This is a genomic window from Pseudonocardia sp., assembly GCF_035305885.1.
Taxonomy (GTDB): Bacteria; Actinomycetota; Actinomycetes; order Mycobacteriales; family Pseudonocardiaceae; genus Pseudonocardia.
Genome location: NZ_DATGOP010000099.1, coordinates 1 through 11,732, shown reverse-complemented (window position 1 = coordinate 11,732; position 11,732 = coordinate 1). Strand labels below are relative to the sequence as shown.

The 11,732-nt window shown below is 74.2% G+C and carries 9 protein-coding genes; 5 read left to right on the top strand and 4 right to left on the bottom strand.

Going from position 1 to position 11,732, the window contains the following annotated elements; genetic code table 11:
- Both sepH and serC read right to left on the bottom strand, forming a co-directional pair.
- On the bottom strand, positions 1 to 520 hold a 520-nt coding region (sepH, locus tag VKZ81_RS20970; RefSeq protein ID WP_324243328.1), incomplete at its 3' end, for a septation protein SepH.
- 145 nt (positions 521 to 665) lie between these two features.
- A complete protein-coding gene (gene serC / locus VKZ81_RS20965) occupies positions 666 to 1,802 on the bottom strand; it encodes a phosphoserine transaminase (RefSeq protein ID WP_324243327.1) in 1,137 nt (378 codons plus the stop codon).
- A 1,727-nt stretch (positions 1,803 to 3,529) separates the two neighbouring features.
- Between serC and VKZ81_RS20960 the strand changes: the two genes are divergently transcribed.
- Complete coding sequence (locus VKZ81_RS20960; protein ID WP_324243326.1) at positions 3,530 to 4,549, top strand: DUF7847 domain-containing protein; 1,020 nt, start codon at positions 3,530 to 3,532, stop codon at positions 4,547 to 4,549.
- Here the strand turns inward: VKZ81_RS20960 and VKZ81_RS20955 are convergent.
- Positions 4,531 to 5,490 carry a GlxA family transcriptional regulator gene (locus VKZ81_RS20955; protein ID WP_324243325.1) on the bottom strand — a complete coding sequence of 320 codons (960 nt, stop codon included), beginning with the start codon at positions 5,488 to 5,490 and terminating at the stop codon, positions 4,531 to 4,533. The two genes, VKZ81_RS20960 and VKZ81_RS20955, sit on opposite strands and share 19 nt — an antisense overlap.
- Here VKZ81_RS20955 and VKZ81_RS20950 point away from each other — a divergent pair.
- On the top strand, positions 5,489 to 6,832 hold the full coding sequence (locus VKZ81_RS20950; protein ID WP_414709434.1) for an MFS transporter: 1,344 nt from the start codon (positions 5,489 to 5,491) through the stop codon (positions 6,830 to 6,832). The two genes, VKZ81_RS20955 and VKZ81_RS20950, sit on opposite strands and share 2 nt — an antisense overlap.
- Before the next feature lie 39 nt (positions 6,833 to 6,871).
- Here the strand turns inward: VKZ81_RS20950 and VKZ81_RS20945 are convergent, their stop codons facing one another.
- Entirely contained in the window at positions 6,872 to 8,041 is a 1,170-nt protein-coding gene (locus VKZ81_RS20945; protein ID WP_491723619.1) for a citrate synthase 2, read from the bottom strand.
- Positions 8,042 to 8,186: 145 nt separating this feature from the next.
- On the opposite strand from VKZ81_RS20945, the gene pdxH reads away from it, so the two are divergent.
- The 3 genes from pdxH to VKZ81_RS20930 all read left to right on the top strand — a co-directional run.
- Positions 8,187 to 8,840, top strand: coding sequence for a pyridoxamine 5'-phosphate oxidase (pdxH, locus tag VKZ81_RS20940; RefSeq protein ID WP_324243324.1), 654 nt, complete (start codon positions 8,187 to 8,189; stop codon positions 8,838 to 8,840).
- A gap of 174 nt (positions 8,841 to 9,014) precedes the next feature.
- On the top strand, positions 9,015 to 10,367 hold the full coding sequence (locus tag VKZ81_RS20935; RefSeq protein WP_324243323.1) for an MFS transporter: 1,353 nt from the start codon (positions 9,015 to 9,017) through the stop codon (positions 10,365 to 10,367).
- 105 nt (positions 10,368 to 10,472) lie between these two features.
- On the top strand, positions 10,473 to 11,732 hold a 1,260-nt coding region (locus tag VKZ81_RS20930), incomplete at its 3' end, for a citrate synthase (RefSeq protein WP_324243322.1).

Below are 11,732 nucleotides of genomic sequence, written 5' to 3'. Positions count from 1 at the left end.
CCGGTTGGAACGTCCAGTGCGCCCGGTTGTCGGAGCGCCCGGCGCGCCAGGAGAGGGCGACGATCCACTTGCCGTCCTCGCCCTTCCACGAGTCCCACTCGGCGTCGGCGTAGTCCTGCCCGCGCAGCCCGAAGGTGTGCGCGACGACCTCGCCGAGGGTGCGGGTGTCGGGGCCGTCGGCGCGCATCGGGTGCGCGCGCTGGGCGATTTCGGCGGTGCGGGAGCGTTCCAGCAGAACGGGGTAGGCGAACCGCTCGATCTTCTGCAGCGGTACGCCGGCAGCAGCGGCGACCTGCTCCACGGACGCCCCGGCACGAATGCGGGCCTGGATCTCACGTGGACGCAACTGGCTCTCCAACTCGATCGAGATCTGTCCGAGCCGGGTGAGATCCCCCCTCGCGGCGGCCCGCAGCTGCTCGTCGGCAGGCACGGTGAAACGCTCGTGTCGGATCGGGTCCTCGAGGACGACGGAGAACTCACCGCCACCCTCGGTGATCCCGACGACCCGCAGCGCCCGCATCAGCGGCCCTCCCGCTCTCGTTCTCCCCGTCCGGGTGACGTTAGTTGTCGGACCGCACCCTGCGTCGGAGGCGCGCCGACGACATCACCCGGGTTGAGCTGGGACGCATGTTACTGATGTGACTACGCACCGCTTACAGCGGTGATCACGACAGCCGTTCGACGACCCAGTCGATGCAGGCGGTGAGGGCGCTGACGTCGGAAGGCTCGACCGCGGGGAACATGCCGATGCGCAACTGGTTGCGGCCCAGCTTGCGGTAGGGCTCGGTGTCGACGATGCCGTTGGCGCGCAGGACCTTCGCGACGGCGGCGGCGTCGACGGAGTCGACGAAGTCGATCGTGCCGACCACCTGCGAGCGGTGCGCGGGGTCGCTCACGAACGGCGTGGCGAACTCCGACTTCTCCGCCCACGCGTAGAGCCGGCCCGAGGAGTCGGCGGTGCGCGCGACGCACGCGTCGAGCCCGCCCAGGCCGAGCATCCAGTCGATCTGCTCGGCCATGAGGAACAGCGTGGCGACCGCGGGCGTGTTGTAGGTCTGGTCCTTCACCGAGTTGTCGACCGCGGTGGCGAGCGACAGGAACGGCGGGATCCAGCGGTCGGTGGCGGCGATCTCCTTGACGCGCTCGAGGGCGGCCGGGCTCATCAGCGCGGCCCACAGCCCGCCGTCGGAGGCGAAGCCCTTCTGCGGCGCGAAGTAGTACGCGTCGGCCTGGGTCACGTCGAGCGGCAGCCCGGCCGCGCCGGACGTGGCGTCGATGAGCACGAGCTGGTCGGACGTGGCCCCGGAGGGCCGCACGACCGGCACGGACACGCCGGTGGAGGTCTCGTTGTGCGCCCACGCCAGCACGTCGCAGGACGGGTCGGCGGTCGGCTCGGGCGCGCTGCCCGGGTCGGCCTTGACGACGACCGGCTCGGCGAGGAACGGGGCGCCGCGGGTGGTGTCGGCGAACTTGGAGGAGAACTCGCCGTAGGCCAGGTGCAGCGCGCGCTCGCGCACCAGCCCGAACGCGGCGGCGTCCCAGAACGCCGTCGACCCACCGTTGCCCAGCACGACCTCGTACCCGTCGGGCAGGGAGAACAGCTCCCGCAGCCCGCTGCGGACCCGCCCGACCAGCGACTTCACCGGCTTCTGGCGGTGCGAGGTGCCCATGAGCTCCGCGCCCGCTCCGGCGAGGGCCGCGAGCTGCTCCGGGCGCACCTTCGAGGGGCCGCAGCCGAAGCGCCCGTCGGCGGGCTTGAGGTCGGCGGGGATCTGCAGGTCGGCGGACGTCGAAGCGGTCACGGGCTCCAGTGTTGCAGCCGTGTCACGGCCCGAACGGGTGTGGGTCCCCACCCCGGGCGCCTCGAACCGCACGTCACGGGCCGAATCGGACCGGATCGGAGCCGTACGGCCCGTCCGGGTGGGTGAGGTCACGCCGACAAGCCCCCGCGGCGCGCGGCCGTTCGGCCCTACGCGTGCGGCTGTTCGCTGCCACCATGGGCGCCGGAGATCATCGGCGAAGGGGGCAGGCGCAGATGTCGAACGCAACGGACCGACCGGACGACGGCGCGGAACCGGGCGCGGTGCCGCCGGACCGCGAGCCCGGGCGGCCGGCCGGCGAGCCGGGGCGGTCGGCCGCGGACGCGTCTGCTGCTGGTGCCGGCGCTGGCGCCGGGTCGGGCGGCGAGACCCCGGCGACCGCCGGTGAGCCGGGTTCGGCCGCTGCAGCGGGGGAGGCCGGCACCGCTGCGGGTCGGTCCGGCGCGGAGGAGACGGGAGCAGGGGCCGAGCCGGCGGCGGACGCGGCGGGCTCGGCCGGGCCTGCCGCGTCGCGCGAGGCGGAGAGCGGCTCGGCTGCGCGCGGCGCGGAGGCCGAGGGCGAGGCAGGCCGTGCCGCCGGGAAGCCCGGTGGGCAGGGGGCCGAGGCGACCGGGGCCGCCGGACCCGGATCGGGTGCGTCGGGGCCGGCCGGGGCGCCTGCGGGTGGCGGCGAGGCCGACGCAGCCGCGGTCGGGCCGGCTGCGGCCTCGACCGGGAGCGGGTCGCCTTCGGGTGGTGCGGAGGAGGCGGCGGACTCGGCCGGGGCCGGCGGGAGCGGGGGCACGGCTGCCGTGGGCGAGCCGAGTGCTGCGGCTGCGGCCGGGGCCGCTCCGTCGGAGCCCGGGGGCGGGCCCGCTGCGAGCGGTGCGGCTGCGCAGGGTGGGGCCGGCGCCGGTGCGGGTCGGTCCGGTGCGGAGCAGGCCTCGGCGGCCGGGGATGCCGAACCCGGTGCGGGTGGCGGTGAGGCCGGCGCAGCGGCGGTCGGGTCGCCTGCGGCCGCGGCCGGGAGCGGGTCGCCCACGGGTGGAGCGTCGGACGCGGCGGGGCCCGCCGCGTCCGGCGGGCGCGGGGGCGCATCTGCCACCGGCGAGCCGGGGAAGGCGGCTCCGGCCGGGTCTCCGTCGGAGTCCGGGAGCGGGCCCGTTGCGAGCGGTGCCGCGGCCGAGGGAGCGACCGGCCCCGTCGCGGGACCGTCCGGTGCGCAGGAGGCCACGAGGACCGGGATTCCCGAAGCCGGGCAGGGATCGTCGGCACCGGGTGCGGCCGGGTCCGGTCCGGTCGAGCCGGGGAGCGGGTCCGGTGCCGGAACCGAGGGCGGGGTCGATTCCGCCGCGGGCCGGTCCGGTACGGGGGAGGCCGCCGCTGCCGGGGCCGAGCGGGTTACCGGGCCGGTCGCCGCGGGAACGGAGGACGGCGCCGACGGGTCCGCTGCGGATGGGCCGGCCGGCCCCGCCGCCGAGAGCGGCCCGACCGCTGCGGAGGCGCCCGCTGCGGCCGATTCGCCGCCGGCCGCCGCGTCCGCCGGAGCACCCGGTACCGGGCAGCCCGCCGGTGACCGGCCGACGATCCCCGGGCCGAGCGCACCGGCCGGCGCCGCGGCGCCGACCGAACCCGGCCCCACCGCGCAGTTCGGTGGGCCGACCGGCTACCCCCAGCCCGGCTACGGACCCGCCGCCTACGGCCCCGGGTACGACCCGGCCGGGAACTGGGTGGGCTACGGGTCCGCCGGCCCCGGCCAGGCCCCGGGTTACGGCACGCCGGGCTACGGCACGCCCGGCTACGGCCAGTACGGGCAGCCGGTGTCCGGGCCGCCGCCCGGCTACGGCCAGCCTGCGGCCTACGGACCGCCGCCGCCCTCCGGGCCGGCCCCGCAGCCGGGCATCGTGCCGCTGCGCCCGCTCGGCCTCGGCGACATCGTGGCCGGGGCCGTCCGCTTCATCAGGGGCAACCCGGCGTTGACGCTCGGGGTGACCGCGGCGGTCATGGTCGTCACCGGCCTCGTCCAGCTCTTCGTCGACCTCGCCTTCGTCGGGCCGGGTGGCGCCGTCCGCGCGCCGGTGGCGGCGATGGTCGGCTCGTTGGTGTCCGCGGCCGTCGCGATCGTGCTCAGCGCCGGGCTCTCCGGTGTGCTGCTCGTGGCCTTCAGCCGGGCCGTGCTCGGGCAGCTCGTCGACGTGCGCGAGGCGTGGCGGTCGGCCGCGCCCAGGGTGCCGGGGCTGATCGGGCTGTCGCTGCTGATCGCGTTCGTCATCGGGGCGATCGTGGCGTTCCCGATCATGTTCGCGTTCGTCGTCGCCGCGATCGGGTCGGCCAGGGCGATCGGGGTGGGCGCGCTCCTCGTCCTGGGCGCGCTGGCCTTCGTCGCGTACCTCGTGGTGCGGTGGGCGCTGGCGACCACCGCCTACGTGCTGGAACCCATCGGGGTGACCGCGGCTCTCGGGCGGTCGTGGAGGCTCGTGCGCGGCTCGTGGTGGCGGGTGTTCGGCATCCTGCTGGCCTGCACGCTCGTCGTGGCCGCGGTCGCGGTCGTCGTGCTGGGCGTGTTCGGTGTGCTCACCCCGGAGCCGCAGGACGCATCGCAGATCGTGCGGTCCGCGATCGCCACGATCGTCCTCGGCACCGTCACCACCCCGTTCGGCACGGCGGTGGTGGGGCTGCTCTACCTCGACCAGCGGATCCGCCGGGAGCGCCTCGACCTCGAGCTCGCCCGCTACGCCCCGCCGCGGTAGGTGCGGCGGTAGGCCAGCGGTGAGACGCCGATCGCGGCGTGCAGGTGCTGGCGCAGCGACGCGGTGGTGCCGAACCCGCACTCGGCCGCGATGCGCTCCACCGGCAGGTCCGTGGTCTCCAGCAGCCGCCTCGCCGCCGCGACCCGCTGCGCCGTGAGCCAGCGGGCCGGGCTCATGCCGGTCTCCTCCCGGAACCGCCGGGTGAAGGTCCGCACGCTCATCGAGGCGTGGGCGGCGAGGTCGGCGAGCCCGAGCGGCTCGTGCAGCCGTTCCAGGGCCCACGCCCTCGTCCTCGCCGTGCCGGGGCCGTCGGGGTCGGGCATCGGCTCCATGAACTGCGACTGGCCGCCCTCGCGCCACGGCGCGACGACGCTGCGCCTGGCCACCCGGTTGGCCACCGTCGGGCCGTGGTCGCGCCGGACGACGTGCAGCAGCAGGTCGATGCCCGCGGCGTTGCCCGCCGAGGTGAGCACGTCGCCGTCGTCGACGTACAGCACGTCCGGGTCCAGCTTCACCTGCGGGAACAGCGCCTGGAACGCCTGGGCGTGCCTCCAGTGGGTGGTGGCCGGCCGACCGTCGAGCAGGCCGGCGGCGGCGAGCACGAACGCCCCGGTGCAGATGGAGACCATCCGCGCGGAGAGGCCGTCGAGCGCCTCCGCGAGCTCCGGTTCGAGGACGCCGCGCGCCATCGCCGAGCCGCCGTAGATGCCGGGGATGATCACGGTGTCTGCGGCGCGCAGGATCGACGCGTCGTGCTCGGGCAGCACCTGGTAGTCGGCCGACGTGCGCACCGGGCCGCCGTCGAGGGTGGCCACGCGGACCCGGTAGAGCGGCCGCTCCTCGTCGTCGACGGCCGTGCCGATGAGCTTGTGCGGGAGCCCGAGCTCGAACGCCACCACGTTCGGGAGCGCGAGCACCGCGACGTCGTGCGGCGCAGCCATGGCCGGATTCTTTCACGTATTGGCCGTCGGGCCACTGTCGCCGGGCCCCCGGGCCGGCGATGCTCGCTGGGTGACCCAGCTCCACCCCGCCCGACGCATCCACCCCGCCTGGTGGGTGGCCGCCGTGACGTTCCTCGCCCTCGTCGGCGCCGCCGGGTTCCGGGCCGTGCCCGGCGTGCTCATGAACCCGCTCCACGACGAGTTCGGCTGGTCCATCAGCACGATCTCCCTCGCGGCCGCCGTCAACATGGCGCTCTACGGGCTCACGGCGCCGTTCGCGGCGGCGCTGATGGAGCGCTTCGGCATCCGCAGGGTCGTCACGGCCGCCCTCGTGGTGGTCGCGGCGGGCAGCGGGCTCACGATATTCATGACCGCGAGCTGGCAGCTGGTCCTCTGCTGGGGCGTGCTCGTCGGCCTCGGCACCGGGTCGATGGCGCTCGCCCTGGTGGCCACCGTGACCGGACGCTGGTTCGTCGCCCGGCGCGGCCTCGTCTCCGGCGTGCTGACCGCGGGCGGGGCCGCGGGCGGGCTCGTGTTCCTCCCGCTCGTCTCCCAGCTCGCCGACGCCTACGGCTGGCGGCCGGCGTCGCTCGCGGTCGCGTTCGCGGCGCTCGGCGTCGCGCCGCTCGTGATGTGGCTGCTGCGCGACCGGCCCCGCGACCTCGGGGTCGCGCCCTACGGCGGCACCCCGGCCGACGACGTCGACCCCGTGCGCAGCGGCGCGGGCCGGCTCGCCCTGCGCGTCCTCGCCGAGTCCGTGCGGACCAGGGGGTTCTGGTACCTCGCCCTCGGCATGGTGATCTGCGGCGCCACCACGATGGGCCTGATCCAGCCGCACTTCGTCCCGGCCGCGCACGACCACGGCATGCCGCAGACGGTCGCGGCGGGCCTGCTCGCCCTCGTCGGGATCTTCGACGTGGCCGGCACCATCGCGTCCGGCTGGCTCACCGACCGGATCGACCCGCGCTACCTGCTGCTCGTCTACTACGTCCTGCGCGGGCTGTCGCTGCTCGCGCTGCCCGCGCTCTTCGGTCCGGACATCCAGGCCAGCATGCTCGCGTTCATCGTGTTCTACGGCCTGGACTGGGTGGCCACGATCCCGCCGACGATGGCGCTGTGCCGCGAGCTGTTCGGGGCCGCCGCGCCGGTCGTGTTCGGCTGGGTGTTCGCCGCGCACCAGGTGGGCGCCGCGGCCATGGCGTTGGGCGCGGGGATCGTCCGCGACGAGCTCGGCGCCTACGACGCCGCGTGGTACGCGGGCGGCGCGATGTGCATGGTCGCGGGCGTGGCCTCGCTGCTCGTGCGCAAGCGCGTTCCGACGAGCGGCGCGCTCGTCGCGTAGGTTCCGACGGGCGCGCCGCTCGTCGGGACCAGGGCGGGATCAGGAGCCCGGTTTCGTGATCTCGTCCCAGCCCTCGACCTCCTCGGGACGCCGGGGGCCGGGACCGATGTACTGGGCACTCGGGCGCACCAGCTTGCCCTCGCGCTTCTGCTCCATGATGTGCGCCGACCAGCCCGCCGTGCGGGCGCTCGTGAACATCGCGGGCATCATGTGCGGCGGCACCTCGGCGAAGTCGAGGATCACCGCCGCCCAGAACTCGACGTTGGTCTCGATGGCGTGGTCGGGCCTGCGCGAGCGCAGCTCGGTGAGCGCCGCCTTCTCCAGCGCGGCGGCGACCTCGTAGCGCGGCGCCTTCAGCTCGCGGCAGGTGCGGCGCAGCACGCGGGCCCGCGGGTCCTCGGCGCGGTAGACGCGGTGGCCGAAGCCCATCAGCCGTTCCTTGCGGTCGAGGATGCCCTTGACCAGGCCCTCCGGGTCGCCGGTCCGCTCGACCTCCTCGATCATCGGCAGCACCCGAGCCGGCGCGCCGCCGTGCAGCGGACCGGACATGGCGCCGATCGCGCCGGAGAGCGCCGCCGCGACGTCCGCGCCGGTGGAGGCGATGACGCGCGCGGTGAACGTCGAGGCGTTCATGCCGTGCTCGGCGGCCGACACCCAGTACGCGTCGACGGCCGCGATGTGCGCCGGGTCCGGCTCGCCGCGCCAGCGGGTCATGAACCGTTCGGTGATCGTGGCGCACCGGTCGATGCGCGACTGCGGCACCGCGGGCACGCCGATCCCGCGCGCCGACTGCGCCACGTACGACAGCGCCATCACCGACGCCCTGGCGAGCTGGTCGCGCGCCTCCTCGTCGCTGATGTCCAGGAGCGGGCGGTAGCCCCAGTACGGGGCGAGCATCGCGAGCGCCGCCTGCACGTCCACCCGGACGTCGCCGGTGTGCACCGGGATGGGGACCGGCTCGGCGGGCGGCAGGCCGGGGCCGAACCGGCCGTCGACCAGCAACGCCCACACGTTGCCGAACGTCACCTTCCCGACGAGGTCCTCGATGTCGACGCCGCGGTAGCGCAGCGCGCCGCCGTCCTTGTCGGGTTCCGCGATCCGGGTGCGGAAGGCGACGTGGCCCTCCAGGCCGGGGGCGAAACCGGGTGGGGGCGGGGGTACCGCCTCCTCGCCCTGGCCGGATCCGGGTGCGGTCGGCGCAGTGGTCACCGCGTCCTCCTCGTCGTGGTTGGCGTCACCCTGCCGTTGCCGCCGCAGGACGGCAAGGGCGGCCGGGTGGCATCGGTCACCGGAGGTGCCGATCGGGTGTTCTTGCACATAGCGTGGTGGGTCCGCTACCTGGGGGAGGGCGTCGATGGCGAAGCAGCTGGCGACGATGCGAGTGGACTACGCGCGGACCGACGAGCTGGACGTGGGCGATCTCGCCGCGACGTGGCACGAGCAGCTGACGCGGTGGATGGACGAGGCCATCACCGACGGCGTCGTCGAGCCCAACGCGATGGTGCTCGCCACCACCGACGAGGACGGCAAACCGTCCTCGCGCACCGTCTTGTGCAAGGGCATCGACGCCCGCGGCATCGTCTTCTTCACCAACTACACGTCCGCCAAGAGCCACCAGCTGCGCGCCACCCGGTACGCCTCGGCCACCTTCCCCTGGTACGCCCAGCACCGGCAGGTGCACGTCCGCGGGCACGTCGAGCTGGTCACCCCGGAGGAGAACGCGGCGTACTGGGCCACCCGCCCGCGCGGCGCCCAGCTCGGGGCGTGGGCGTCGGCGCAGTCGACCGAGGTGCGGGACCGCCGCGTGCTCGACGACGCGCTGGCCACGATCACCCAGCGCTTCGCCCACGAGGAGAAGGTGCCGCCGCCGCCGCACTGGGGCGGCTGGCGGATCCTGCCGGAGCAGGTGGAGTTCTGGCAGGGCAGGCAGGACCGGATGCACGACCGCCTGCGCTACGAGCACGACCCGCACAGCCGCGCCTGGCGCATCCGCCGCCTCGCCCCCTGACCCACTCGCGCACCGACACCGCGACTCGCGCGCATCGAGACCGCGACTCGCGCGCACCGAGACCGCGACTCGCCGACATCCAGCGCGCGACTCGCGGGGTTCGACCGTGAGGCCCGGCACTCCGGACGGGAACCGGGGGGCGCAGCGCGGGCGCCGGATGGTACTCGTTGTCGTATGACAACGTCCGGCCCGGATGGCCCAACGAAGCCGATCACCACCGGCCCGGACGCACCCACCGGCCCCACCGCCCCCCGCGAGCCCACCACCAAGCGCATCGCGCGGGCCGTGCGCGGCGTGCTGACCGACACCCGGCCCCTGCGCACCCCGGCCTACCGGAGGCTGTGGAGCGCGGGGATCGTCACGGTCATCGGCGCGCAGCTGTCGGTCGTCGCGGTGCCCGCGCAGATCTACGAGCTGACCGGCTCCTCGGCCTACGTCGGGCTCACGGGCCTGTTCGGTCTCGTGCCGCTGGTCGTGTTCGGCCTGTGGGGCGGGGCGATCGCCGACGCGATGGACCGGCGCACCCTGCTGCTGTTGTCCGGGGCGGGGATCGCGCTGTCGTCGCTGGCCCTGTGGGTCACCGCGGCCAGCGGCCTGGGCGGGGTGTGGACGGTGCTGGGGCTCTTCGCCGTGCAGACCGCGTTCCTCGCGGTCAACCAGCCCGCGCGCAACGCCGTGATCCCGCGGCTGCTGCCCGCCGACCAGCTCCCGGCGGCGAACACCCTGAACATGACCGTCTACCAGACGGGCGCGATCGCGGGCCCGCTGCTCGCGGGCGTGCTGATCCCGGTCGTCGGGCTGCCGACGCTCTACCTGCTGGACGCCTTGGCGCTGCTCGCCACGCTGTGGGCCACCTGGAAGCTGCCGCCGGTCCCGCCGGAGACGCGCGGCGAGCGCAGGAAGGCCGGGCTGCGGGAGATCGGCGAGGGCTTCCGGTACGCCGCCATGCACGCGGTGCTGCTGGTGTCGTTCCTGATGGACATCGTGGCGATGGCGTTCGGGATGCCGCGCGTGGTGTTCCCCGAGATCGCCCACGTCGTCCACGGGGACCCGCCGACGGGCGGGTTCGCGCTCGGGGTGCTGTTCGCCGCGATCCCGGCCGGGATGGTCATCGCCGCGGTGTTCTCCGGGCGGCTGAACCGGATCCAGCGGCAGGGCGTCGCCGTGACGCTCGCGATCTGCGTGTGGGGCGTGGGCGTCGCCCTCTTCGGGCTCGCCGGCTCCCTGTGGTGGGCAGTGATCTTCCTCGCTGTCGCGGGCGCGGGCGACATGGTGAGCGGCGTGTTCCGGATGTCGATGTTGCAGTCCGTGGCCACCGACGAGATGCGCGGGCGCATGCAGGGCGTCTTCTCGGTGGTGGTCGTCGGGGGACCGCGCCTCGCCGACATGTGGCACGGTCCGGCCGCCGACTGGTGGGGACCGGGGATGTCGGCGACGGTGGGCGGCGTCCTCGTGATCGTCGGTGCGGTCGTGGTGGCCGCGGTGTTCCCGGCCTTCTGGCGTTACCGCCCCGTTCACGCGACGTGACGCCCGCCGTGATGAAGGCGTCAGCCTCAGGACGGGCGCAAACGCGATCGGGAGCACTAGCGTTGCGGCCAACCACGCAAAACATGAGTGTGAGGGAACCTCCACATGTCCGACGAGACCACCAACGCCGCTGTTCTGCACCACCCCGGCGGCGAGTTCGAGATGTCGATCCGGCCGGCGACCGAGGGTGCGTCCGCGTTCGACATCAGCAAGCTGCTCCCGTCGACGGGGCTCGTCACCTTCGACTCCGGCTACGGCAACACGGCGTCCTGCGCGTCGGCGATCACCTACATCGACGGTGACGCCGGCATCCTCCGCTACCGCGGCTACCCGATCGACCAGCTCGCGGAGAACTCGACGTTCCTGGAGACGAGCTACCTGCTGATCTACGGGGAGCTCCCCACCCAGGAGCAGCTGGACTCGTTCACGAACCGGATCAGCCGCCACACGCTCCTGCACGAGGACCTGAAACGGTTCTTCGACGGGTTCCCCCGCGACGCGCACCCGATGCCGGTGCTGTCCAGCGCGGTCAGCGCGCTGTCGACCTTCTACCAGGACAGCCTCGACCCGTTCGACGAGGACGCGGTGGAGCTGTCGACGGTGCGGCTCCTGGCCAAGGTGCCGACGATCGCGGCGTACGCGTACAAGAAGTCGGTCGGCCAGCCGTTCCTCTACCCGGACAACTCGCTGGGCCTCGTGGAGAACTTCCTCCGGCTGACGTTCGGGTTCCCGGCCGAGCCGTACGAGATCGACCCCGACTTCGTACGGGCGCTCGACGTGCTGCTGATCCTGCACGCCGACCACGAGCAGAACTGCTCCACCTCCACCGTCCGGATGGTGGGCTCGTCGCACGCCAACCTGTTCGCGAGCATCTCGGCGGGCATCAACGCCCTGTTCGGCCCGCTGCACGGCGGCGCCAACCAGGCGGTGCTGGAGATGCTGCAGGACATCCACGCCTCCGGCGGCGACGTGGAGGGCTTCGTCCGCAGGGTGAAAGCCAAGGAGAAGGGCGTGCGGTTGATGGGCTTCGGCCACCGCGTCTACCGCAACTACGACCCGCGCGCCGCGATCGTGAAGAAGGCCGCCCAGCAGGTCCTGTCCCGCGCCGGCCAGGGCGACCCCCTGCTCGACCTCGCCCTCCGCCTGGAGGAGATCGCCCTCAACGACGACTACTTCATCGAGCGCAAGCTCTACCCGAACGTCGACTTCTACACCGGCCTGATCTACAAGGCCATGGGCTTCCCGACCGACATGTTCACGGTCCTGTTCGCCATCGGCCGCCTGCCCGGCTGGATCGCCCAGTGGCGGGAGATGATCGAGGATCCCGGCACCCGGATCGGCCGCCCCCGCCAGCTCTACGTCGGC

What these genes read in the sequence shown, in the direction of transcription:
- VKZ81_RS20950 (WP_414709434.1), top strand. Translation starts at nt 5,489, where the DNA reads ATGGCCGGATTCTTTCACGTATTGGCCGTCGGGCCACTGTCGCCGGGC.
- VKZ81_RS20955 (WP_324243325.1), bottom strand. Translation starts at nt 5,490, where the DNA reads ATGGCTGCGCCGCACGACGTCGCGGTGCTCGCGCTCCCGAACGTGGTG.
- pdxH (WP_324243324.1), top strand. Translation starts at nt 8,187, where the DNA reads ATGGCGAAGCAGCTGGCGACGATGCGAGTGGACTACGCGCGGACCGAC.
- VKZ81_RS20935 (WP_324243323.1), top strand. Translation starts at nt 9,015, where the DNA reads ATGACAACGTCCGGCCCGGATGGCCCAACGAAGCCGATCACCACCGGC.